At 73.3% G+C, this 23,837-nt stretch carries 21 protein-coding genes and 1 riboswitch; of the genes, 8 read left to right on the top strand and 13 right to left on the bottom strand.

The window, feature by feature from the left end:
- Window positions 1-14 precede the first annotated feature (14 nt).
- The gene (locus OG989_RS09105; protein WP_327030268.1) at window positions 15-1,862 is read right to left on the bottom strand and encodes an FG-GAP-like repeat-containing protein; all 1,848 of its coding nucleotides are present in this window, start codon (window positions 1,860-1,862) and stop codon (window positions 15-17) included.
- Window positions 1,863-2,139: 277 nt separating this feature from the next.
- On the opposite strand from OG989_RS09105, the gene OG989_RS09100 reads away from it, so the two are divergent.
- A complete protein-coding gene (locus OG989_RS09100) occupies window positions 2,140-2,904 on the top strand; it encodes a peptidoglycan recognition protein family protein (protein WP_327030267.1) in 765 nt (254 codons plus the stop codon).
- Window positions 2,905-2,990: 86 nt separating this feature from the next.
- Here OG989_RS09100 and paaE read toward each other — a convergent pair whose 3' ends face one another.
- From paaE to paaA, 5 genes are all read right to left on the bottom strand, one after another.
- Window positions 2,991-4,100 carry a 1,2-phenylacetyl-CoA epoxidase subunit PaaE gene (gene paaE / locus OG989_RS09095; RefSeq protein WP_151456468.1) on the bottom strand — a complete coding sequence of 370 codons (1,110 nt, stop codon included), beginning with the start codon at window positions 4,098-4,100 and terminating at the stop codon, window positions 2,991-2,993.
- The gene (gene paaD, locus OG989_RS09090; RefSeq protein WP_151456469.1) at window positions 4,097-4,573 is read right to left on the bottom strand and encodes a 1,2-phenylacetyl-CoA epoxidase subunit PaaD; all 477 of its coding nucleotides are present in this window, start codon (window positions 4,571-4,573) and stop codon (window positions 4,097-4,099) included. The genes paaE and paaD overlap by 4 nt, the downstream gene beginning before the upstream one ends.
- Before the next feature lie 52 nt (window positions 4,574-4,625).
- Window positions 4,626-5,351, bottom strand: a complete 726-nt coding sequence (gene paaC / locus OG989_RS09085) for a 1,2-phenylacetyl-CoA epoxidase subunit PaaC (protein WP_151456470.1) — start codon at window positions 5,349-5,351, stop codon at window positions 4,626-4,628.
- Between the two features lie 67 nt (window positions 5,352-5,418).
- Window positions 5,419-5,739 (bottom strand): 1,2-phenylacetyl-CoA epoxidase subunit PaaB, encoded by a 321-nt coding sequence (gene paaB, locus OG989_RS09080; RefSeq protein WP_121397098.1) that lies wholly within the window; start codon window positions 5,737-5,739, stop codon window positions 5,419-5,421.
- Window positions 5,736-6,803, bottom strand: coding sequence for a 1,2-phenylacetyl-CoA epoxidase subunit PaaA (paaA, locus tag OG989_RS09075; protein WP_327030266.1), 1,068 nt, complete (start codon window positions 6,801-6,803; stop codon window positions 5,736-5,738). Before paaA ends, paaB begins: the two co-directional genes overlap by 4 nt.
- 360 nt (window positions 6,804-7,163) lie before the next feature.
- Here paaA and OG989_RS09070 point away from each other — a divergent pair, with 360 nt between their 5' ends.
- Window positions 7,164-8,120, top strand: a complete 957-nt coding sequence (locus tag OG989_RS09070; RefSeq protein ID WP_327030265.1) for a hypothetical protein — start codon at window positions 7,164-7,166, stop codon at window positions 8,118-8,120.
- On the top strand, window positions 8,120-9,067 hold the full coding sequence (locus OG989_RS09065; protein WP_327030264.1) for a hypothetical protein: 948 nt from the start codon (window positions 8,120-8,122) through the stop codon (window positions 9,065-9,067). The genes OG989_RS09070 and OG989_RS09065 overlap by 1 nt, the downstream gene beginning before the upstream one ends.
- Window positions 9,068-9,098: 31 nt before the next feature.
- On the opposite strand, the gene OG989_RS09060 is transcribed toward OG989_RS09065, so the two are convergent.
- The 3 genes from OG989_RS09060 to OG989_RS09050 are packed head-to-tail and all read right to left on the bottom strand — an operon-like array spanning window position 9,099 to window position 11,938.
- Window positions 9,099-9,950, bottom strand: a complete 852-nt coding sequence (locus tag OG989_RS09060; RefSeq protein ID WP_132232150.1) for a menaquinone biosynthetic enzyme MqnA/MqnD family protein — start codon at window positions 9,948-9,950, stop codon at window positions 9,099-9,101.
- 33 nt (window positions 9,951-9,983) lie between these two features.
- Window positions 9,984-11,312, bottom strand: a complete 1,329-nt coding sequence (locus OG989_RS09055) for an MFS transporter (protein WP_327030263.1) — start codon at window positions 11,310-11,312, stop codon at window positions 9,984-9,986.
- Window positions 11,313-11,353: 41 nt separating this feature from the next.
- On the bottom strand, window positions 11,354-11,938 hold the full coding sequence (locus OG989_RS09050; protein WP_327030262.1) for a helix-turn-helix domain-containing protein: 585 nt from the start codon (window positions 11,936-11,938) through the stop codon (window positions 11,354-11,356).
- Between the two features lie 244 nt (window positions 11,939-12,182).
- Between OG989_RS09050 and OG989_RS09045 the strand changes: the two genes are divergently transcribed.
- The 4 genes from OG989_RS09045 to OG989_RS09030 all read left to right on the top strand — a co-directional run bounded on the left by OG989_RS09045 (window position 12,183) and on the right by OG989_RS09030 (window position 17,004).
- Window positions 12,183-14,417: a HelD family protein gene (locus tag OG989_RS09045; RefSeq protein WP_327030261.1), complete on the top strand. Its 2,235-nt coding sequence runs from the start codon at window positions 12,183-12,185 to the stop codon at window positions 14,415-14,417.
- Window positions 14,418-14,474: 57 nt separating this feature from the next.
- Window positions 14,475-15,392: an ABC transporter ATP-binding protein gene (locus tag OG989_RS09040; RefSeq protein ID WP_327030260.1), complete on the top strand. Its 918-nt coding sequence runs from the start codon at window positions 14,475-14,477 to the stop codon at window positions 15,390-15,392.
- 15 nt (window positions 15,393-15,407) lie between these two features.
- Window positions 15,408-16,145 carry an ABC transporter permease gene (locus OG989_RS09035; RefSeq protein WP_132232160.1) on the top strand — a complete coding sequence of 246 codons (738 nt, stop codon included), beginning with the start codon at window positions 15,408-15,410 and terminating at the stop codon, window positions 16,143-16,145.
- A 97-nt stretch (window positions 16,146-16,242) separates the two neighbouring features.
- Window positions 16,243-17,004, top strand: a complete 762-nt coding sequence (locus OG989_RS09030) for a VOC family protein (protein ID WP_327030259.1) — start codon at window positions 16,243-16,245, stop codon at window positions 17,002-17,004.
- Window positions 17,005-17,088: 84 nt separating this feature from the next.
- Here OG989_RS09030 and OG989_RS09025 read toward each other — a convergent pair whose 3' ends face one another.
- From OG989_RS09025 to OG989_RS09010, 4 genes are all read right to left on the bottom strand, one after another.
- Entirely contained in the window at window positions 17,089-17,904 is an 816-nt protein-coding gene (locus tag OG989_RS09025) for an ABC transporter ATP-binding protein (protein WP_327030258.1), read from the bottom strand.
- Between the two features lie 44 nt (window positions 17,905-17,948).
- Entirely contained in the window at window positions 17,949-19,052 is a 1,104-nt protein-coding gene (locus OG989_RS09020; protein WP_327030257.1) for a FecCD family ABC transporter permease, read from the bottom strand.
- 13 nt (window positions 19,053-19,065) lie between these two features.
- Window positions 19,066-20,004 (bottom strand): ABC transporter substrate-binding protein, encoded by a 939-nt coding sequence (locus OG989_RS09015; RefSeq protein ID WP_327030256.1) that lies wholly within the window; start codon window positions 20,002-20,004, stop codon window positions 19,066-19,068.
- A 111-nt stretch (window positions 20,005-20,115) separates the two neighbouring features.
- Window positions 20,116-20,195, bottom strand: a riboswitch (cobalamin riboswitch).
- A 167-nt stretch (window positions 20,196-20,362) separates the two neighbouring features.
- Window positions 20,363-22,240 (bottom strand): M14 family metallopeptidase, encoded by a 1,878-nt coding sequence (locus tag OG989_RS09010; RefSeq protein ID WP_327030255.1) that lies wholly within the window; start codon window positions 22,238-22,240, stop codon window positions 20,363-20,365.
- A gap of 212 nt (window positions 22,241-22,452) precedes the next feature.
- On the opposite strand from OG989_RS09010, the gene OG989_RS09005 reads away from it, so the two are divergent.
- On the top strand, window positions 22,453-23,811 hold the full coding sequence (locus tag OG989_RS09005; protein WP_327030254.1) for a C39 family peptidase: 1,359 nt from the start codon (window positions 22,453-22,455) through the stop codon (window positions 23,809-23,811).
- Window positions 23,812-23,837 lie beyond the last annotated feature (26 nt).

Raw genomic sequence — 23,837 nt, 5'->3', positions numbered from 1 at the left:
GCCGCACCCTCCGGTCAGAAGACGCGCGGGATGCTGCTGGGCGTCCAGCCGCTGCCCACGGCACTGGTGCTGGTGGCGTAGAGCTTGAAGTCGGCGCTCAGGTCTCCGGTCGACTGGAAGCCGAGCATGACGCCGGCGGAGTCCTGGCCGATCAGGTCGGTGCGTCCGTCGCCGGTGAGGTCCCCCACCAGGATGCGGGGCCGGTTCGTCGTGCCCCAGTTCGTGCCCACGTACGGGTAGGGCCCGGAGAACAGCAGCCCCTCGCCGGTCATCGCCCCCGACGACCGGTACGCCCGCAGCCGTCCGTCCGCGAGCTGGGCGACCAGGTCGGTGGTGCCGTCACCGTCGAAGTCGGCCGGCAGGATCCGAGGAATCGAGGAACTCCGCCAACCGGTGCCGACCACCTTCGCCACGAGAGTCGTCGGGAAGAGCCTCATGTCCATGGAAAGATTCCCGCTGGACGGGTAGCCCTTCATGGTGCCGTCGGCGTGCTGGGCGATCAGATCGGTCCGCCCGTCGCCGTTGAAGTCGCCGGTCAGGATGCGCGGCACCTCCGTGGTGGTGAAACCCGTGCCGACGTCCCTCGTCGTCCCGGCGAACAGCTGGGCGTCGGCCGACAGGTCGCCCGTGGACGTCCAGACCCGTAGCGTGCCGTTGAGCAGCTGGCCGAGGAGGTCGGTGCGGCCGTCGCCGTTGAAGTCGCCCGGGATCAGGCGGGGGATCGAGCCGCTGGTGAAGGCGGTGCCGACGATCGCGGACGCCCCGGCGAAGAGCCGGTAGTCGGCGGAGAGGTCGCCGGTCGACTCCCAGGCGGTCAGGGTGCCGTCGCCGCTCTGCGCGATGATGTCCGTCCGGCCGTCCCCGGTGAAGTCCCCGGTGAGCGCCCGCGGCCGGTTCGCCCCGCCCCAGTTCGTCCCCACGTAGCGGTAGGGCGACGGGAAGAGCGGGGCGGTGCCCGAGAGGTCGCCGCTCGACGGGTACGCCCGCAGCCTGCCGTCGGCGAGCTGGACAAGCGCGTCGGTGCGGCAGTCGCCGGTCCAGTCGCCCAGGATCACCACACCCGCCTGGTCGGCCGGGCCGTGACTCGCGCCACCGGCACTGCAGTTGTTGGGCGTGTTCTGGCGGATCCAGCCGGCCAGGTCGTCCGTGCGGGTCTCGATGGCGTCCCGCCGGGTCTCCGTCTCGGCGAGACAGCCGCCCTGCCAGGAGGTGGCATGCACGGCAACCAGTTCGGGACGCCCGTCCACCACCCGCACCGCCGGCCCTCCGGCGTCGCCCTTGCAGGTGGTCGGCCCACCCTGCCCGTTGCTGATCGCGACCGAGGTGGCCGAGACGGCGCCGACCGTGACCGGCGCACCGTGCAGCTTGTCGGGCACCCACTCGGTGGCGGTACGACCGAAGCCGAGCGCCTGCAACGTCTCGCCCGGCACGGGTGCCCCGGTGGCGAGCGCGACCGGGGTGACGCCGACCACCGGCAGCGTGAGCCGGAGCAGCGCGAGGTTCCGATCCGGGTGCGACACCACGAGATTGGCACGCTGCACCCGGCCGTCGTTCGTGGTCAGATCCAGCCGGCCCACGGTGACCGTGGTGGGCCACGCGGGCGCGCTCGCAGTCGAGCGCGGGCCCGGGGTGGGGGGAAGGCATGAATGGGCCGTCAACACCCACTGGGGCGCGACCAGCGCCCCGGAGCAGGCGCCCACCTCACCGAAGGTGACCTTCGCCGCGAAGGCGTACGCGCTGTCCGTGACCGGGCTGCCCCCGCTTACCGCCCGGGCCGGCGCACCTGCGACGGCCCCTGCCGTCAACGCGGCGGCGACACCGATGACGAGGGCTCTTCGCCGTCGTCGTACCTGCTGATCCATCGACTCTCCGTTCCTCGGGCACGGCGGCCGGCCACCCGCGCTCCGGCACCGGCCGGCTCGACCCGCCGGTCTGCCCGGGGCGCACGGTCGGCCGCGTCACCTGTCGGTGACGGACTGGAATATAGATGTTGGGCGGTCGCCGCACCGCCCCGCTCGACCGCCGCGATCAGTCCCTCCCGACGCACCCATCGAACCATTAACATTCGTGAATGATCGTGAAGACGTCTTCCCCCACCCGTCCTCCCCTACGTCGCCTCGCCGACCTGATGGCAACCTGATGGCGACCATCCCCTGGCTCGCCGACGTGCTCCGCGCCGCCGGCGTCACGGTGGTGGAGCACGGCAACTGGCTCGGCCGGGTCTCCGGCAGCTCGTTCAATCCGATCGGCGTGCTCTGGCACCACACCGCCGCCACCTCCAGCGCCGGCAACCCGCACCCCGCCCTGAACATCTGCATCAACGGCCGCTCCGACCTGCCCGGCCCGCTCTGCCAGGCCCTGGTCGACCACCACGGCGTCTTCCACGTCATCTCCGGCGGGCGGGCCAACCACGCCGGCGTCAGCCGCGGCAGCGGCCCCATCCCGGCCGGCGACGGCAACACCCTGATGGTCGGCTGGGAGATCGACTACAACGGGGTCAACCAGGCCATGACCGGCGCCCAGTACAGCGCCTCGGTGCTCGCCACCGCCGCCGTGCTGCGGCGGCTCGGCCGCGACGCCAGCCACGCCCGGGGCCACCGGGAGACCAGCACCAGCGGCAAGATCGACCCGTCGTTCATCGACCTGGACTCGATGCGCGCCGACGTGGCCCGCCAGCTCGCCGGCAACCCACCCCTCGACCTCACGGAGAACGACATGAAGCTCATCCAGTCACCCGGCCGCGGCATCGCCCTCGTCGGACCCGGCTACTTCCGCCAGCTCCGCAACGACGAGGAGGTGCACGCCGCCGTCGCGCTGGCCGGCAACCCGCTGGTCGGCAACGACCGCCAGTTCGACCTGTGGCGCAGCATCGCCTACGACGGCCAGGTCAAGGCCCCGAGCTGACCGCACGCAGGGGGTCGGCGGGTGCGACGCGGTGCCTGCGCCGACCCGCCGACCCGGCTGCGCCCGCCGAGCGGCGGGCGGACCGGTCAGGCGTCGTAGTCGACGGTGAGCCGGTCGGTCGTCGGGCTGGACTGGCAGGTGAGGACGTAGCCGGCGGCCACCTCGTCCGGCTCCAGCGCGTAGTTGCGGGCCATCGTGACCGCGCCGTCGACCACCTTGGCCTTGCAGGTGGAGCAGACCCCGCCCTTGCAGGCGTAGGGCAGCTCGCCGCGCACCTTCAGCGCCGCGTCCAGCACCCGCTCGTCGCGCCGCATCGTGAAACGCGACGACCGGCCGTCGAGCAGGATGGTCACCTCGGCGCCGCCCCCCGGCTCGTCGGCCGGGCGTCGCGGTGGTGCCGGGGCCTCGGCGACGTGGAACAGCTCCGTGTGCACCGCCGACTCCGGCACGCCGCGCGCGGCGAGCACCTCCCGGGCGTCCACCACCATGTCGTACGGGCCACAGAGGAACCACTCGTCGACGGTGTCACCGGGCACGACGGTGTCCAGCAGCCGGCCCAGCCGGTCGGCGTCGATCCGGCCGGAGAGCAGCGCCGACTCGCCCTGTTCCCGGGAGAGCACGTGCACCAGGTGCAGCCGGGTGGGCCACCGGTCCTTCAGGTCGGCCAACTCCTCGGCGAACATCACCGTGTTCGCCGTGCGGTTGCCGTACACCAGCGTGAACGTGCTGGCCGGCTCGACGGCGAGCGCCGTCGCGACCAGCGCGAGCACCGGGGTGATGCCCGAGCCGGCGACCACCGCGCCGTAGTGGCGGGCCCGGTCCGGCGCGAGGGCCGTGGTGAAGTGCCCGAGCGGCGGCAGCACCTCGATCGTGTCGCCGCCGCGCAGCGCGCCGCAGGCGAAGGCGGAGAACGCGCCGCCGGGAATCTCCCGCACGCCGATCCGCAACCGGCCGTGCCGGGCCAGGTCGTCGGGCGTGGAGCAGATGGAGTACGACCGCCGCACGTCCTCACCGGCGGCGCCGGGGCGGCGGACGGTGAGGTGCTGGCCGGCGGAGAACGCGAACGTCTCGCGCAGCTCCGCCGGCACGGCGAAGGTGACCGCCACGGCGTCGTCGGTGAGCCGGTCGACGGCGGCGACGGACAGCGGGTGGAAGACCGGCCGGCGACGGACCGGGCGGGTGATGGTGACAGTCACAGCGCCTTCAGGTGGTCGAAGGGTTCACGGCAGGAACGGCAGCGCCAGAGCGCCTTGCACGCGGTCGAGCCGAAGCGGCTGACCTGCTCGGTCTCGGGCGAGCCGCAGCGCGGGCAGCGGACGGCGAGGGTCAGCGGCACCACGTTGTCGGCGCGTACGGGCGACGGCGGGGCGATGCCGGCGGCGGCGAGCTTGGCCCGGCCGGCGTCGGAGATCCAGTCGGTGCTCCACGCCGGGCTGTAGACGGTCCGCACGTCGGCCTCGGGACGCCCGGCGGCGGCCAGCGCCCGCCGGATGTCGGCGCGGATCACGTCCATCGCCGGGCAGCCGGTGTAGGTGGGGGTGATGGTCACGACCACCCGGCCGGTCGCCGGGTCCTCGTCGACCGCCCGCAGGATGCCGAGGTCGTCGATGGTGACCACCCGGATCTCCGGATCCACCACCGCCGCCACAGCCTCCCGCGGAGTCACCAGTGCCGCCTTCCGTTCGCGACTGCGGGGCTCCGCTGCGCTGCACTCCTCACGCTCACCAGTGCGCTCCGGGGTGGGCGCGGTGCAGCACCTGCATCTCGGCGAGCAGGAAGGACAGGTGCTCGGTGTGCACGCCGTCCCGCCCGCCGCCCGGCGCCCAGCCGGACTCCGGCCGGGTCAGCGTGGCCTCGTCCAGCACGGCGCCGACGGTGGCGTCGAAGTCGGCCCGCAGGGTGGCCGGGTCGACCGGCGCCGCCGGGTCGGGGGCGAACAGCTCGTGCACGTACGGCCAGACCTGGTCGACCGCCGCCTGCATGCGCCGGTGCGACTCCTCGGTGCCGTCGCCGAGCCGCCGCACCCACGTCGAGGCGTGGTCGAGGTGGTAGGCCGACTCCTTGCGGGCCTTGGCCCCGATCGCGGCCAGCCGCTCGTCGGCGCAGCCGGCCAGCGCGGTGTAGAGCGGAAGCTGGTAGGCCGCCAGGAAGAGCAGCTTCGCCATGGTGACCGCGAAGTCGCCGTTGGGCAGCTCCACGAGCAGGCAGTTGCGGAACTCCCGGTCGTCGCGGAGGAACGCCAGCGCGTCCTCGTCCCGGCCGGCGCTCTCCACCTCGCCCGCGTACGACAGCAGGAGCCGGGCCGCGCCGAGCTGGTCGAGGGCGATGTTGGCCAGCGCGATGTCCTCCTCCATCTCCGGCGCGCGGGTGGTCCACTCGGCCAGCCGCTGCGCCGCGACGAGCGCGTCGTCGCCGAGGGCGAGGGCGAAGTCGAAGGGGCCGTTCACGCCGCCACCTCGCTCCGCTCGGCGGCGGCGCGACGCGCCCCGGTGCTGGGCCGAACGGTTCGCTCGCTCACAGGTGGGCCACCCCGTCCGGCACGTCGTAGAAGGTGGGATGCCGGTAGACCTTGTCGGCCGCCGGGTCGAAGAAGGCGTCCTTCTCGTCGGGGCTGGACGCGGTGATCGCGCCCGCCGGCACCACCCAGATGGAGACGCCCTCCTGGCGGCGGGTGTAGAGGTCCCGCGCGTTGCGCAGGGCCAGCTCGGCGTCGGGGGCGTGCAGGCTGCCGACGTGGGTGTGCGACAACCCGCGCCGCGCCCGCACGAAGACCTCCCACAAGGGCGAAGGACCGCTCACGCCGCGCTGGTCCGTCCGCTCGCTACGCTCGCTCACGCCGCTACCTTCTCCTTCTGCTCCACCCGCTTGGCGGCGTACGCCGCGGCGGCCTCCCGCACCCACGCGCCGTCGTCGTGGGCGCGGCGCCGGTGCTCCATCCGCTGCCGGTTGCACGGGCCGTTGCCCTTGATCACCCGCATCAGCTCGTCGTAGTCGGGCTGGGTGAAGTCGTACGACTGCCGGGACTCGTTCCAGCGCAGGTCGGGATCCGGGATCGTCAGGCCGAGGATCTCCGCCTGCTGCACGCACATGTCCACGAAGCGCTGGCGCAGCTCGTCGTTGGAGAAGCGCTTGATCTTCCAGGCCATGGACTGCGCCGAGTGGGTGGAGTCGGTGTCCGGCGGGCCGAACATCGCCAGCGACGGGTACCACCAGCGGTCGAGGGCGTCCTGCGCCATCGCCTTCTGCGCCGGCGTGCCGTGCGCGAGCGTGTGCAGGATCTCGTAGCCCTGCCGCTGGTGGAACGACTCCTCCTTGCAGACCCGGATCATCGCCCGCGCGTACGGCCCGTAGGAGCAGCGGCAGAGCGGGACCTGGTTGACGATGGCGGCGCCGTCCACCAGCCAGCCGATGGCGCCCACGTCGGCCCAGGTCAGGGTGGGGTAGTTGAAGATCGAGCTGTACTTCTGCCGGCCGTTGAGCAGCAGCTCGACCAGCTCGTCCCGGCTGATCCCGAGGGTCTCGGCGGCGGCGTAGAGGTAGAGGCCGTGGCCGGCCTCGTCCTGCACCTTGGCCAGCAGGATCGCCTTGCGCTTGAGCGAGGGGGCGCGGCTGATCCAGTTGCCCTCCGGCTGCATGCCGATGATCTCGGAGTGCGCGTGCTGCGCGATCTGCCGGATCAGCGTCTTGCGGTACGCCTCGGGCATCCAGTCGCGCGGCTCGATCTTCTGGTCGGCGTCGATGACCTCGGCGAAGTACGCCTCGAGGTCATCGTCCGCGCCGGGGGCGCCGCCCCGGCGGCCACGTGCGGCGGCCTCCCGCAGGGCCGCCTCCGCCGCCTCGACCTCGCCGAGCAGGCCACCGCCGGGTGCGTCCTCGGCGGAGAAGTCGTTGCCATACATGAGGTCAAGTGTTACAGCTCGCCTCTCGGGACACCAGAGGGTGTAACAGGTTTCCGGAGACTGTTTCGGCACGGGGCGGGGACTCCGGCAGCCGGGCAAACTATGACTTGGGTCACGATGAGAAGGTGAATCCTCTCAACAGCCGCATAGCGGCTCGATATCCCGCCTACATGGCAAGTTGCCAGGTGTCGGGTCCTGGCGCGCCGCCGATCCGCACGTAGACTTCCCCCGTCACACCGATCGGCTGCCGACGATCGCCCGAGAAACACGGAGGGCGGATCCCCCCGGCCCTCGGCCAGCCGCCGATCCGTCCGACAACCAGCCGGTCCCCCCGGCCTGACATCTGGAGCTCACCCACTCATGCGATCCCGCGTGACCCTGGTGCTCGCCGTCGTGGCGGTCCTCCTCGGTGGCGGCCTGCTCGTTCCGGCCGCGTACGCCCGACTCGCCGGCGACGACGCCGCGAGCGGCGGGAGCGGCGGCGGAAGCGTCGCGGCCCCCGCGCCCACCCCGCCCCCGCCGCCGACCCTGGCCGCCGGCCCGGTCACGGTGAACTTCAAGGGCGAGTTCTTCTCGTGGGCGCTGATGGACCGGGAGACCGGCGAGATCTCCGGGTCGAAGAACCTGGCCTCGACCAGCTCCACCGAGTCGATGATCAAGGCCTGGTTCGCGGCGGACTACCTCAACCAGCTCGGCGACAAGCCGCTGCCGGCCGAGCGGAAGAAGCAGATCACCACCGCCATCCGGGACAGCAACGACGACGCCGCCAACGCCCTCTACAGCGCGGCGGGCCGGGCCGGCACGATCAGGCGGATGGTCAGCACCTGCAAGCTCACCGACACCAAGCCGGGCAACGTGCCCGGTTACGTGGGCTGGTGGAGCTTCACGCGGATGTCCCCGCGTGACGCCGTCCGGCTCGGCGACTGCATCGCCGACGGCACGGCCGCCGGCCCCAAGTGGACGAAGCTCCTGCTGGACGAGATGAGCAAGGTCAGGGGCAGCACGGCCGCCAAGGACCAGAATCCCCGCTTCGGCGGCGGCCGTTGGGGCATCATCGACGGCCTCCCCCAGTCGATCGTCAGCCAGGGCCCGGTCAGCATGAAGAACGGCTGGACCCCGCTCAACTACGACGGCAACTGGCACGTGAACTGCCTCGCGGTGACCGACAGGTGGAGCCTCGCGGTGATGCTCCGCTACCCGCAGAAGAGCGGGCTGAACTACGGCGCGCAGGTCTGCGCCTCGGTCGCCAGCCAGCTCGTGACTCCGCAGCCGGGCGCCGCCCTCAAGGTGCCTCAGCAGCCCGCCGGGAAGCTCTGATGACGCGACGGCGTCGGGCCGACGAGCCCGCCGACGCCTCCCCCCGCAGGCTCATCGCCATCGCGGTGGTCCTCATCTGCCTGGTGCTCGTCTCGCTGCGGCTGCTGCCGGGCTCGCCGTTCGAGTCCCGCGCCGCCGCCGAGTGGGGCACCCCCGCCGGCCCGGCCGACCGCGCCACGACCGCCCCCAGCGACCGCAGCTCCCGACCCTCGCCGTCGCCGAGCCCGACGCCGGAGCCGGAGCCGCTGCCGTTCGAGGCCAAGGAACTCGACCTGGACATCGAGGGCTGGTACTCCTGGAGCGTCCTCGACCGCCGCACCGGGGAGATCATCGGCTCCGACAACATGGACGAGACCAGCACCACCGCGTCGCTGATCAAGGCATGGATCGTCGCCGACCACCTGCGCCGCGCCGACGAGAACGGCCAGACCCCGAGCGCCGCCAAGCTGGCCGACGCCACGAAGATCATCCGGGACAGCGACAACACCCGGACCCAGCAGTTCTACAACGCGCTGGGCGGGTCCGCCTCGATCAAGCGGCTGCTCTCCAAGTGCGAGCTGACCGACAGCAGCGTCGCCAGCGACGGCGGCTGGAGCCGGACGAAACTCTCCCCCCGGGACACCGCCCGGATGGGCGCCTGCATCGCCGACGGCCGCGCCGCGGGCCCGAAGTGGACCAAGTGGCTGATCAACGAGATGCGTCTGGTCAGGGGCGGCGGCGACTTCGGCATCCGCAAGGCGTTCCCGGCCGCCGAACGCAAGACCATCGCCATCAAGAACGGCTGGATCGACCGGACCAAGGAGCAGGAGATGCACATCAACTGCCTGGCCATCGGCGACACCTGGACGATGGGCGTGATGGTCCGCTACCCGATCGGCAAGGGCTACGAGTACGGCATGAAAAACTGCCAGAAGATCACCGAAGCCCTCCTCCGCCCCACCACCTAGCCCCGCCCACCGCCCCGGGCCGGCCAGAGGTTCAGCCCGTGAAGAAGGCCGGGCCGGAGGCGGGCAGGGGCGGGGCGGCGTCGATGGCGGCGGCGCGACGCGCGAACTCGCGCAGGCCGGCCACCTGGCGCTCGCCGAGGGAGAAGTCCAGCGCCCGGAAGTACGTCGCCAGGGTCGCCGCGTCGAACGGCTCCCAGCGCGCGGCCGCCTCGGCCACCTGGTCCAGCTCGGCCAGGCAGAGGTCCCGGGAGCGCAGGAACGCCTCGTGCACCTCCTTGACCAGGCCGGGGTGAGCGGCGGCGAAGTCGCGGCGTACCGCCCAGACGGCGAAGACCATCGGCAGGCCCGTCCACTCCCGCCACGCCTGCCCGAGGTCGGTGACCTCCAGCCCGCGCTTCGGCGCCTCGTAGAGGGCGCGTAGCGCCACGTCGCCGATCAGCACCCCGGCGTCGGCCTCCAGCAGCATCTGGGTCAGGTCGGGCGGGCAGCGGAAGTACTCGGGGTTCACCCCGTACCGCTCGCCGAGCAGCAACTGGGCCAGCAGCACCCCGGTCCGCGAGGTCGAGCCCAGCGCCACCTTGCCGTGGCCGAGCTCGGCCAGCGGGCGGGTGGAGACGACGTTGACGGACAGCACCGGGCCGTCGCTGCCGACCGCCAGGTCGGGCAGGAGCAGCAGCTCGTCGGCGTGCCGCAGGTACTCCACCTGGGAGATCGGACCGATGTCCAGGTCACCGGCGACCAGGGCGGCGCTGAGCCGGTCCGGGGAGTCCTTGTGCAGGTCGACGTCGATCAGGGCGCCGGAGCGCATCAGCCCCCAGTAGATCGGCAGGCAGTTCAGGAACTGGATGTGCCCGACCCGGGGGCGTGCGACGTGCTCAGCCATGCCCCGACCGTATCCCCGCCACCGTTGCGTGGCTCAGTGGGCCGGGGTGGGAGTGGCCAACCCCGCATCCGCCGGGTGGTCGCCGTCCCTCGCCTCTCCCGGCACGCCGTCCGTACCGCCCGCCCGGGTCGCCGCCGTCGACCCGGCGCCGGCCGCCCGGACCCGTCGGACGGACCGGACGACGGCGGGCACGAACGCCACCACGACCAGCAGGCCGACCGCGCCGGCCGCCGCGATCAGGGGTCGCGGCGACAGCAGCGCCAGCAGGGCGCCCCCGATCAGGTAGCCCCCCATCGAGCCGCCCTGCACGGCCGCGCCGTAGAGGGCGTACGCCCGGCCGCGCGACGCCTCCGGCACGCGCCGGGCGGTGAGCAGGTTGGCGAAGACGTTCTCCCCGCCGTTCGCCGCGCCCGCGACCAGCCAGAGCGGGACCAGCAGCGCGGCCGTGGGCACGGCGGCGGCAACCATCACCATGAGGCAGATGCCGCCGAGCGTCGCCAGCACCCCGTACACCAGGGCGCCGTCGTCGGTGAGCCGGTGGGCCAGCCGGGCGCAGAGCCAACTGCCGGGCAGCATCCCCGCCATCCAGGCGGCACCGACCAGCCCGTACACCGTGGGCGAGCTGTCGAGGGTCTCGCGGATGAAGAAGACCTCGACCACGTTGATGCCGCCGACGGCGGTGATGACCGCAGCCGTGCTGACGACGACGGCCAGCAGCAGCGGGTCGCCGCGCAGCCGCCACGCCGGGGTCCGTTCCGTCCCGGACGCGGGTGCGGCCGTGGTCCGCCGGCCGCCCCTGCGGGTGCGCAGCAGCAGGCCCGCGGCCACCAGGGCGAGGTAGCTCCCGGCGTCGATGAGCAGGGGTACGCGCGCGCCGAACTGCCCGACCAGCAGCCCGGCGAGTACCGGGCCGCCGAGCGCGCCCAGGCTGCTGGCCGTCTGGCTGATCGCGCTCGCCCGGGGCAGGTCGGCGGGGCGCACCATCGCCGGCAGCAGCGCCGCCAGGCAGGGGTGGGTCACGGCCAGCCCGCAGGCGAGCAGCGCGACGAGCCCGATGATCAAGGCCGGGTGGGTGGCGAAGGCGAGCAGGGCGCAGACGGCGGCCTGCCCCAGGCCGGCGGCGACCAGCAGCTTCCGGCTGTCCACCCGGTCGGCGAGCCGCCCGGTGAGCGGGGCGAGCACCACCAGCGGCAGGGTGGCCGCCAACAGCAGTCCGGACACGGCGATGCCGCTGGCGCCGGCGGACTGGAGGGCAAGCGCCAGGGCCGTGGCGGCGAGGAAGTCACCGCACATCGAGGTGCCGCGCGCGGTGGCGGCGAGCCAGACGTCGGACCAGCGCGACCCGTCAGTTGCGAAGGACATACTTCGAAAATAATCCTTCACAACTGACCGAAGCAACCCCCTTACACCAGCGGCACCGCCCGGTACTGCACCGCCACCGTGCGCGCCCCGGCCGGCGGATCCGCCTGGCGGTTCCGTTGCCGGTACGGCTCGAACAACGCGCTCACCGCCTCGTTCAGCCCCGCCAGCTCGTCGGCGGTGAGCAGCAGCAGCGTGTCGCTGAACAGCGCGACGTCGTACCACTCGGCGGGCTCGTCGCCGGCGCGGCGCAGCCATTCCCGGGTCCGCTCCATGTCCCGGGCCGCGTGCGCCTCCACCAGCGCCTCCTCGGCCGCGCGCGCCTCCGGGCCGGCGGACTGTCCCGCGTCGACCATCAGGCCCCGGCCGACCGTGCGCCACAGCCGCTCGCGCGCGTCCCCCCGGCTCGGCGCCTGCTCCACCAGGCCCGACTTCGCCAGCGCCCGGAGGTGGTAGCTGGTCGCGCTCGGCGACAGCCCGGCCACCTCCGCACACTCCGTGGCGGTCGCGCCGCCCTCCACCACGCCCAGGTGTTCCATGATCGCGATTCGGGCCGGATGGGCCAGCGCCCGCATCACCTGCGGGTCGCTGATCGTGATCCGGCGCTGTTCGGGACGCGCCTCCGTCATGTGTCCATGATTCCTGGTCGCCCGCCCACCGCGGGTCGCCGGTCGACCGGCACCGGAGGTACAGCGGCGGGCGGCGGCGCCACGGTCGAAATCCGGTGGAGCGTCACGCGCCCGGCGCGTAGGCTGTCAGGTCGCTTGACGGCCAGGGTGAGGTGACCACCGCATCGGACGTCCCGCGCCGGGGGCCGGCCCATCCGCCCGCCGGACACGCGAGCGACCGGCAGATGACCCGATGGGATCCACCGTGACCGCAATCGACCCCGACCTCGACGCCGACCTCACCGCCGAACGCGAGCACCTCGCCACCTCCCGGGCCGCCCTGACCCAGATGCGGGAACGCGCCCAGGCCCTCTTCTCCACCGGCGACCAGGTGGCCGGCGACGCGTACGCGGCCGAGACCCTCGGGCGCACCCTGGCCCGCCGGGTCGCCGAACTCGCCGACGACCCCACCACGCCGCTCTTCTTCGGGCGCCTCGACTTCGGTTCGGCGACCGGGGCCCCGCCCGCCGCCGACCCGCCCGGCGACCCCGGCGACGGGCCGGACGGGTGGCACGCGGACCACGCCGGGCGGCGCTACCACGTCGGCCGGCGGCACGTCACCGACGACCGGGGCGAGCCGCTGGTGCTGGACTGGCGGGCCCCGGTGTCCCGGTCGTTCTACCGGGCGAGCGCGCGCGACCCGCAGGGCGTGGCGGTACGGCGCCGCTTCGGCTTCAGCAACGGGGCGCTGACCAGCTTCGAGGACGAGCGCCTCGACCGGGGCGAGGAACTGGGCACGACCAGTCGGATCCTGACCGCCGAGATCGAACGGCCGCGCGTCGGGCCGATGCGCGACATCGTCGCCACCATCCAGCCCGAGCAGGACGAACTGGTCCGGGCCGACCTCGCCGACTCGATCTGCGTGCAGGGCGCCCCGGGCACCGGCAAGACGGCCGTCGGCCTGCACCGGGCCGCGTACCTGCTCTACCTGCACCGGGAACGGCTGCGCCGCTCCGGCGTGCTGATCGTGGGGCCGAACCGGGCCTTCCTGTCGTACATCGCGGCGGTGCTGCCGGCGCTCGGCGAGGTCGAGGTCGAGCAGGCCACCGTGGAGGACCTGGTCGCCCGGGTGCCGGTGCGGGCCGTCGAGGACCCGGCGGTGGCCGCGGTCAAGCACGACGCCCGGATGGCCGAGGTGCTGCGCCGGGCCGTCGACGCGCACATCGGCGAGCCGATCGAGCCGATCATGGTCTCGGACGGCTCGTTCCGCTGGCGGATCGGTCTGGACCCGCTGCACCGGGTGGTCCAGGAGACCCGCCGGGAGCGGCTGCCGTACGCCACGGGGCGCGAGCGCGTCCGGGCCCGGGTGGTGGCGCTGCTGCAACGGCAGGCCGAGGCGCGGCGCGCCGAGTCGCCGAGCGACGCCTGGCTGCGCCGGATGGGCAAGGCCACCCCGGTCACCGCCTTCCTCGACGCGGTCTGGCCGGCGCTCACCCCGGAAGGGCTGGTGCACGCCCTGCTCGGCGACCCGCAGCGGCTCGCCGCGGCGGCGGACGGGCTGCTCGACGCCGAGGAGCAGGCGCGGCTGTGCGGGCTCGCCGCCCCGACCCTCGCTGCCGACCCGACGGCGGCGGCCGGCACCCCGGCCCCGGCGGCCGGCCCGACCACGGCAGCCGAGGCCCCGGCTCTGACGGCCGGCACCACGCGGGCCCCGGCGCGGAGTCCTGCCCCGGCCGGCACGAAGCTCGGGCGTACGCCGAAGGCCACGAAGTGGACGGCGGCCGACGCCGTGCTGATCGACGAGGCGGCCGGGCTGATCGAGCGGCCGGGCGGCTTCGGGCACGTCGTCGTCGACGAGGCGCAGGACCTCTCCCCGATGCAGTGCCGGGTGATCGCCCGGCGCAGCGAGCACGGGTCCATCACCCTCCTCGGCGACCTGGCCCAGGGCACCGCCCCGTGGGCCGCCGCCGACTGGCGGGAGTCCCTGCGACACCTCGGCAAGCCGGACGCCGTCGTGGTGCCGCTGACGGTCGGCTTCCGGGTGCCCGCCGCCGTGGTGGCGTTCGCCAACCGGCTGCTGCCGGCGCTCGCCGTCGACGTCCCCCCGGCCGAGTCGCTGCGCCGCGACGGCGCGCTCGACGTGCGTACCGTCGACGACCTGGTCGCCGCGACGGTGGCCGAGGTGCGCGCGGCGCTGGCGTTCGACGGCTCGGTGGCGGTGATCGCCGCCGACGACGCGGTCGGCGGGCTGCGGGCGGCCCTGGAGGCCGCCGGCGTCGACACCGCGACCGTCGACGAGCCGGCCGCCGCGGCGCGCGTCACGGTGGTGCCCGCGACCCTGGTCAAGGGCCTGGAGTACGACCACGTCATCGTCGTCGAGCCGGCGGCGATCGTGGCCGCCGAACCGCGCGGCCTGCACCGGCTCTACGTGGTGCTCACCCGGGCGGTGTCCCGACTCGCCGTGCTGCACGCCCGCCCGCTGCCCGCGCCGCTGGGCTGACCGGCCACTTGCGCAGGGAAGGTAGACAGGGTCCGTGACACCCACGACGAGTCTCCCGTGATCCTCGCCCGCGCCGAGGCGGTCAGCCGCCGCTACGGCGACGTGCTCGCCCTCGACCGGGTCGACCTGGAGGTCTCCGCCGGCGAGCTGGTCGGCCTGCTCGGCCCGAACGGGGCCGGCAAGAGCACCTTGCTGAACCTGCTCGTCGGGCTGCGCCGGCCCACCACCGGCCGGGTCGAGCTGTTCGGCGGCGACCCGCGCGACCCGGCGAGCCGGCGGCAGATCGGGGTCACCCCGCAGGAGACGGGCCTGCCCGGCACGCTGCGGGTCGGCGAGGTGGTGGACTTCGTCGCCGCCCACCACCCCGACCCGGTCCCCCGGGGCGAGTTGCTCGACCGCTTCGGCCTGGGCGAGCTGGCCCGGCGGCAGACCGGGGGCCTCTCCGGCGGGCAGCGCCGCCGGCTCGCGGTGGCGCTCGCCTTCGTCGGCCGGCCCCGGCTGGTGCTGCTCGACGAGCCGACCACCGGCCTGGACGTCGCGGCGCGGCACACCCTGTGGGAGGCGATCCGGGCGTTCCACGACGACGGCGGCACCGTGCTGCTGAGCAGCCACTACCTGGAGGAGGTCGAGGCGCTGGCCCGGCGGGTGGTGGTCATCGGGCAGGGCCGGGTGCTGGCCGACGACACGGTCGACGCGATCCGGGGCATCGTCGGCGTACGCCGGGTCAGCCTGGTCGCCGACGCGCTGCCCGCGCTGCCCGACGTCGTCCGCACCGAGCGGATCGACGGCCGCACGCACCTGCTCACCACCGACGCCGACGAGCTGGTGCGGGCCCTGGTCACCGCCGGAGTGGCGTTCGCCGACCTGGAGGTCCGCCCCACCTCGCTGGAGGAGGCGTTCCTCGCCATCACCGCGCCCGGCTCCGGAGCCGACCGTCCGACGACCGCCGTGGCCGGCCCGCCGGCCACCGCCTGAGGGGACGGATCTCCCATGCGCCTCGCCCTGGTCCACGCCCGCTACCAGCTCCTGGAGACGGTCCGCATCCCGGTCGCCGTCGTCGGCAGCGCCTTCTTCCCGGCCGTCGCGATGCTCTTCTTCGTGGTGCCGTTCGCCGGGAAGGACCCGGTCGGCGCCACCTACGCCACCGCCGCCATGGTCACCTTCTCGGTGATGAGCGCGAACATCTTCCAGTACGGCGTCGGGGTCGCCGAGGACCGCGACCAGCCCTGGAACCCGTACACCCGGACCCTGCCGGCCGGGCCGGCGCCCCGCTTCGCCGGGCGGGTGCTGGCCGGGCTGGCACTCACCTACCTCTCCCTGGTGCCGGTGGTGGCGATCGGGGCGGCGCTCACCGAGGCGCGGGTCAGCGCACCGGCGTTCCTGCTGGCCCTGGCGATCGTCACGGTGATCTCGGTGCCGTTCACGCTGCTGGGTCTCGCCATCGGCTACTCGATGCCCAGCAAGGCGGCGATCGTGGTGGCGCAGGTCGTCTTCTTCCCGCTCGCCTTCGGGGGCGGGCTGCTCTCCGCACCGGACCAGGCGCCCGGCTTCGTCGAGGCCGTCGCGCCGTTCCTGCCGACCCGCGGCGCGGTGGAGCTGATGTGGGCGGCGGTCGGCGACTACCCGGTCAACCCGCTGTCGATGGTCATGCTCGGGGTCTGGGTGGTGCTGCTGGCGCTGCTGGCCGGGTGGGCGTACCGGCGCGACGAGGGTCGACGGTTCAGCTGACGTTTCGGCCGATCCGCCACGTGGCGCGGCGGGTCGGTGCCACGATTCCGGCAGGGGCGTGCCGGCGTGGCCGTCCCCCGCCGAGAGGGGGGTCGACGTGAGCATCGTCCCGCCGGGCACACCCTGCTGGGTCGACCTCGCCACCCCGGGCCTCGCCGAGGCGCGACGGTTCTACCCCGAGCTGTTCGGTTGGACCGGCCGGATCGACCCGGAGCCCGAGGCGGGCGGCTACACGGTCTTCCTGCTCGGCGGGCGGGCGGTGGCGGGCGCGGGTCCGCCGGCCATCCCCGACCAGGTGCCGATCTGGTCGACGTACCTGGCGACCGACGACGCGGACCTGGTGGCCGGCCGGGTCGAGCGGGCCGGCGGGCAGGTCGTGGTGCCCCCGTTCGAGGTCTTCGACCAGGGACGGATGGCGGTCTTCGCCGACCCCGCCGGGGCGTCGTTCAGCGTCTGGCAGCCGATGTCGATGCCCGGGGCCGAGGTCTTCGACGTCCCGGGGGCGCTGACCTGGACCGAACTGGTGACCCCCGATCCGGAGGGCGCGAAGGTCTTCTACGAGCTGGTCTTCGGCTGGCAACCGGACGACCAGCAGGCGGGCCCGGTCACGTACACCGGCTGGCGGCTCGGCACCCGGATCGTGGCCGGCATGGTGCCACCGCTCGGCGACGGATTTCCCGCGGACACGCCCGCGTACTGGTCGGTGTACTTCGCCGTGACCGACGCCGACGCGGCCGCCGCCCGCGCCGCCGAACTCGGCGGCACCATCCTCGTCCCGCCCCAGACCACCCCGGCGGGCCGCTACGCCGCCCTCCGCGACCCCCACGGCGCCCTCTTCAACATCCTCACCCGCCCCTGACCCCCGCCCCCACCCACCCCCACACCCCGTTGATCATGAAGTTGTTGCGGCGACACGCCGAACGGAGCGGCAACAACTTCATGATCAACGGGAGGAGCTCGGTGGGCGGGGGCGGATGGGGACCACCAGGGGGCCTTGGGCGCCGGGGATGACGCGGACCGTGGCGCGGTACCAGGTGGCGAGGAGTTGCTCGGTGAGCACCTCGCGGGGGGTGCCGGCGGCGACCACCCGGCCGTCGGCCAGCAGCACCATGCGGTCGGCGTACTCGCCGGCGATGGAGAGGTCGTGCATGGTGGCGAGCACGGTCAGGCCGTGCTCGCGGCGCAGCCGGTCGACCAGCTCCAGCACCTCCTGCTGGTGGCCGATGTCCAGGGCGCTGGTCGGCTCGTCCAGCAGCAGCAGGGTCGCGCCCTGGGCCAGCGCCCGGGCCAGGAAGACCCGCTGCCGCTCGCCGCCGGAGAGGGTGGCCAGCTCCCGGTCGTGGAACCCGGCCAGGTCCAGCCCGTCGAGCACCTCGTGGACGGCGGCCAGGTCGGCGGCCGACTCCCGGCCCAGCGTCGGGATGTAGGGGGTGCGGCCCAGCAGCACGTAGTCGAGCACCGTCATGCCGGCCGGCACGACCGGGGACTGGGCGACCGTGGCGACCACCCGGGCGCGGTCGCGGCGGCGCAGCGCCTCGCTCGGCGTACCGAAGAGGGAGACGGCGCCCGGCGCGGGCAGCAGGCCGCCGACGGCGCGCAGCAGGGTCGACTTCCCGGCGCCGTTCGGGCCGATCACGGTGACCCACTCGCCGGCGGCGACGGTCAGGTCGACGCCGGCCAGGATCGGCGTGCCGTCCAGGCGCACGTGCAGGTCGCGCACCTCGACGGCGGGCACGTCGGCCACGTCGGCGGCCCCCACGGCCCCATCGTCCGCCGGCCGCGCGGCCGGCCCCCGCCGCGCGCTCACCCGAGCATCCGGCGGGAGGTACGCAGCACCAGCACGAAGAACGGGCCGCCGAGCAGTGCGGTGACCACGCCGATCGGGATCTCCGACGGGGCGGCGGCGGTACGGGCCACCACGTCGGTCAGGGCCAGGAAGGCCCCGCCGAAGAGCAGCGAGAGCGGCAGGATCACCCGGTAGCTCGACCCGGCGAGCAGCCGGACGGTGTGCGGCACGATGATCCCGACGAAGCCGATCAGGCCGGACGCGGAGACGGCGGCGGCGGTGCCGAGCGAGGCGGCGGCGATGAGCAGGTAGCGGGACCGCTGCGGGTGCAGCCCGAGGCTCGTGGCCTCGTCGTCGCCGACGGAGAGCACGTCGAGCTCCCGCCGGTGCAGCAGCACCACGAACGCGGTGAGCAGGAAGTACGGCAGCACCAGCCGCACGTCGTGCCAGCCGGCGGTGGCGAGCCGCCCGAGCAGCCAGGAGTAGACCTGCTGGATGCTGTCGGAGTTGCGTTGCAGCAGGTAGGTCTGCCCGGCCGAGAGGAACGCGGAGACGGCCACGCCAGCGAGGATCAGCGTGGCGGTGGAGCGGCCGCGCCCGCCGGAGACGCCCAGCAGGTAGGTCATCGCCACCGCGCCGATTGAGCCGACGAACGCGGCCAGCGGGATGGTGAGCGGCAGCCCGGTCAGCGCGCCGCCCACCCCGGCGCCGAGGGTGATGACCGCCGTGACCGCGAGCCCGGCCCCGGCCGCCACCCCGAGCAGGTACGGGTCGGCCAGCGGGTTGCGGAACACGCCCTGGTAGCAGCCGCCGGCCAGGGCCAGCAGCCCGCCGACCAGCAGCCCGAGCACCACCCGGGGCAGCCGCAGCTCGGTGACGATGGCGATCTCGCGCTCGGAGAGCCCGCTGTCGAGGCGTACCCCCGGGATGAGGTTCAGCAGCTCGGCCGCGACGCTGCCCGGCGGCAGGCTGACCGGGCCGAGGGACACACCGGCGACCAGGGCGACGAGCACCGCGGCGACCCCGGCGGCGAGCCAGCGGGGCCGCAGCCCGGCGGGCCGGGACGCGGGGAGCGTCCCGGCCCGCCGGGCGGGCGGCGCCTGCGCGGGCGAACCGGTCATCGACGGGTGCGGGTCACGCGGGGACCTTGGCGGTGGCGTCGACGATCACGCGGAGCAGGTCCACCACGCGCGGTCCCCAGCGGGAGGCGACGTCGTCGTCGAGGCCGACGACCTGGTTGTTCTTGACCGCCGTGACGCCCGACCAGCCGGCGCGCGCCTTGACCGTCTCCGCGCTCTGCTTGCAGCACTTGGTGTCGGCGAGGAAGACGAAGTCCGGGTCGGCCTTGACGATGACCTCCTGGGAGAGCTGCGGGTAGCCGCCCTGCTTGCCGTCGGCGTCGGACGCGTCGGCGATGTTCTCCAGGCCCACCATGGTGTAGAGCGAGCCGATGAAGGTCTTGCTGGTGGCCGTGTAGAGCTCCGGGCCCAGCTCGTGGTAGTAGGTGAGCTTCTCGGCGCGCTTCGGCAGGTCGGCGACCAGCTTGGTGATGTCGTCCTTCATCCGCTTCGTCACGTCGGCGGCCTCGTCCGCGTGGCCGGTGAGGGCGCCCAGCTCGGTGATCTGCCGGTAGCTGTCGTCGAGCGTGGTCGCGGCCGGGGTCTGGTAGACCGGGATCTTCAGCGCGGTGAGCTGATCGACGATCTTGTTGCGGTCGTCGGAGAGGACCACCAGGTCGGGGCTCTTGCCGGCGATCGCCTCGGCGTTCGGGGTGAAGCCCGAGAGGTCGCTCTTCGGCGCGTCGGCCGGGAAGTTCGACTGGTCGTCGACGGCGGTGACCTGCTTGCCGGCGCCGATGGCGAAGAGCATCTCGGTGGCCGACGGGGAGAGCGAGACGATCTTCTCGGGCCGCTTCTCCAGCGTCACCGTGCCCACGGTCACGGGGAAGGCGGCGCCGGCCGAGCTGGCGCCGGCGGCGGGGGTGTCGTCGGAGCTCTTCTCGGCGCAGGCGCCGAGGGCGAGCGCGGCCACCGCGAGGGTCGCGGCGAAGAGCCGGGGGGTACGTCTGAGCACGGGTCCTCCTGTCGGTCGAGGAGCGTGGTGCTTCGCCGACAGGGAGCGGTGGCGCCCGTCCGCGAGGCGCCCTTCCTCGAGAGCGCGTGTCGCGACCACGGACGCAGGCGACCTGGCTCGTCCCCGCCACGCCCGGGTGCGGCCGGTGGCGGGTCATCACAGTTGCGGGACAGCGCCGGTTTCGCACCGGCTTCGCTGCGCGTGGTCGGTAGAACCGTAGCGCACGCCCCGGACGTGCCTCGACGATCCAGGGCGCATCGGCGCTCGTTGATCACCAACGGCGGCGACACGCCCTGGATCGACGTCTGCGGAACGGGGTGGTGGGGCCCCGCCGGGGGCGGAACGGGGCCCCGCCGGGTCAGGAACTGGTGATGGTGACGTTGTCCACAGCCGCCTCGACCAGGCTCGCGCCCGAGGCGTCCGCCGCCTCGACGAGGATCCGCACCGACTGACCGGCGTACGGGGTGAGGTTGGCGTTGGCCACCGCCCAGGCGCCGTTGCGGTTGGTGGCCGCCCCGGACTGGGTGAACAGGGCCGTGGTGCCGCCGTTGTGCACCACGCTCACCCGGAGGTAGTCGGCCGACGAGGCGTTCGAGCCGTGGGCCAGGTACCAGGCGAGGGAGAGCGTCAGCGTGCCGCTCGACGGCAGGGTCACCGCCGGCGACCGGGCGCTGGTCACGCCGCCGTCGAGGTCGTAGTCACCGGCCGCCGTGCCGGCCAGCCGACCGGTGACGAGGTCGTTGGCGCCGGCGTACGGGGCGAGCTGCTTCGCCCCGCTGGAGTTGGTCGCCTGGGCGGCGCCCCGCTCAAACGCCCCGGCGGTCGCGGTGTCGGTGCCGTTCGGGTTGATGGTCCAGCCGGTGGCCGTCTCGAAGGTGTCCGACCAGACCGTGGTGCCGCCACCACCGCCGCAGTACTGGTCCTGCTTGCCGATGACCCGGTACGGGCAGTCGGCGTACTCGCTGATCAGGAGAACCGCCTCCCGGTTGCGCGAGGTCTGGGCGGGGATCACCTCGTCGGGCGGGTAGAAGCCGCCACCGCCGGCCGAGCCGGGGTACATCTCGAAGGTGTACGCCCAGATGCCGTGCTGGCCCCACATCCAGTCGATGCTGTCCCCGTCGGTGATGTAGAGGTCGCTGGACTGCTGCGGGGTGTAACCGTTGGTGTTGGCCATCTGCTGGCCCAGCGTGGCGAAGGTGTTGTACTGGTCCGTCGACATCCCGGGAGCGGTGTTGTTGTACGTGTAGCCGAACGGCCAGAGCACCAGCTCCGAGTACGTGTGGAAGTCGATGTTCGCCTTGATCTGCTGGGTGCCGCCGACGACCCGGCTGTTCACGAAGTTCCGCAGCGCCTGCGTCTCCGGCGCGGAGAACGCCGACGGGCCCCGGTAGGTGTCCGACGAGGTCGTACCGGACGAGCCGCCGCAGCAGCCCCACTGGTAGGACCAGTTCCGGTTCAGGTCGGTGCCGACGGCCGTCGAGCCGCTGTTCGGCTGCCGGTTCTTGCGCCAGGAGCGGTAGGAGCCGGTGGCGATGTCGTACTCGCTGCCGTCCGGGTTGACCGTCGGCACGATCCAGATCTCCCGGCTGTTCACGATGCTGGTGATCCGGGAGTCGCTGCCGTAGCTGTCGGTGAAGAGGTTGAGCAGGTAGACCGCCATCTCGACGGTCAGGTGCTCGCGGGCGTGCTGCTGGGAGTTGAACAGGATCTCCGGCTCGTTCTCGTCGGTGGCGACGTTGTCGGAGATCTTCACCGCCATCAGGTCCCGGCCCTCGTACGAGGAGCCGATGCTGATCTTCCGGGCGATCGAGGGGTGGTCCGCGACCACCTTGTTCACCAGGGCGGTCAGCTCGGCGTAGTCGTGGTAGTTGGAGTCGGCGGGCGGGAAGGCGGCCGTGCCGACGTCCCCCTCGGCGTGGTCGTGCCCGTCGGCCGACGGGGCGGGGACCGCCTCCAGCCGGAAGCCGAGCCGGGTGATGGCCGCCGCCTCGGCGGGCGTGGCCGAGACGTTCAGCACGCCGTGCTCGACGAAGTCGATGGCGGCGCCGGTGCCGGCGACGGCGGTGCGGTCGTCGACCGTACGCGGGCCGAGCACCCGGTACGACGCCGCCGCGGAGTCGGCCCGGTCCGGGGCCGGCCGGGCTGTGGCCGGCGCGGCGGCGACCGTGAGCAGGGCGAACCCGGCTGCTACGGCGACCGCCAGGCGACGGCGGAGGGTGGTGTTGCGGAAGGCCATGGACAACCTCCTCGGGGGGCGGGAGGAGATCCCGCTCGGTGGAGGACACTTCACCACCGCTCACATGGTCATATCAACATCCATCGTTGCCCACTTTGCATGTCATCCTGATCCTCACATCGGCAATGATTTTCCAACTGTCGACCTCTGGCGAAAGTTCCTTCCGAGCGGGACACTGACCCGCAACGATCGTCCGTCCCTGCGGAGGACCCATGGCCAGAACACGCCTGCGTACGGCCGCCCTCGCGGCCGCCACCGCACTCTCCCTTCTCGGCACCGCGGCACCCGCCGTCGCTGCCGCACCCGTCGCGGCCCCGTCGACCAAACGACCGGTGGTCCACGACGAACAGATCACCTTCCAGGACTGGTCCCGCTACCCCGACTGGCGTCGCGGCACCCACGCCGGCACCAAGGCCGTCCCCGGCCTCCGGCCGGGCGTGACGCTGGCCCGGCCGCTCGGCACCACCGACTACACCGACCCGCACACCGGCGTCACCAAGAGCTGGGAGTACGCGACCTGGACCTCCCCGGTCACCCAGGTCGGGTTCGACGCCACCGAGCTGATCGCCTCGTGGAACGCGAAGACCCCGGCCGGCACCTGGATCCAGGTGGAGATGCAGGGCACGTACAACACCGGCGTCCAGACCAAGTGGTACGTGATGGGCCGGTGGGCCTCCGGTGACGCCGACATCAAGCGCACCAGCGTCAACCGGCAGGGCGACCCCTGGTCGACCATCTGGACCGACACCTTCAGCATCGACGACGCCTCCGTCGGGGTGCTGCTGCGGGGGTACCAGCTGCGGCTGACCCTCTACCGGGCGCCGGGCCAGCAGGCCGCGCCGGTGGTCCACACCCTGGGGGCGATGAGCTCGAACGTCCCCGACCGGTTCACCGTCGAGCCGAGCAAGGGCGGCATCGCCTGGGGCAAGGAACTCCGCGTCCCCCGCTACTCGCAGAACGTCCACGCCGGCCACTACCCCGAGTACGACGGCGGCGGCCAGGCCTGGTGCTCCCCCACGTCCACCACGATGGTGATCGAGTACTGGGGCCGCAAGGCGTCCGAGGAGGAGACCTCCTGGGTCGACCCGACCTACCCGGACCCGACGGTCAACCACGCCGCCCGGATGGTCTACGACTACCAGTACGACGGCGCGGGCAACTGGCCCTTCAACACCGCGTACGCCGCCAGCTTCCCCGGCCTGGAGGGACGGGTCACCCGGCTGCACTCGCTGGACGAGGTGGAGCGCTTCATCGCCGCCGGGATCCCGGTCGTGACCAGCCAGTCCTTCCTCGCCAGCGAGCTGGACGGGGCGAACTACGGCACCTCCGGGCACCTGTTCGTCATCGTCGGCTTCACCGCCGAGGGCGACGTGATCGTCAACGACCCGGCCTCGTCGAGCAACGACGTGGTGCGCAACGTCTACAAGCGTGAGCAGTTCGAGCAGATCTGGCTGCGGACCAAGCGGATCAACGCCAGCGGCGGGGTGTCCGGCGGCCCCGGCGGCGTCGTCTACCTGATCAAGCCCACGACGAAGCCGTGGCCGAAGGTGGCCGGCTCCACCAACTGGTGACCTGACACCGACCCGATCGAGGGGTC

The sequence above is a fragment of the Micromonospora sp. NBC_01740 genome (genome assembly GCF_035920365.1).
Lineage (GTDB): Bacteria > Actinomycetota > Actinomycetes > Mycobacteriales > Micromonosporaceae > Micromonospora > Micromonospora reichwaldensis.
Note: the sequence above shows the minus strand (reverse complement) of the source record. Positions and strands in the feature narration are given on the sequence as shown.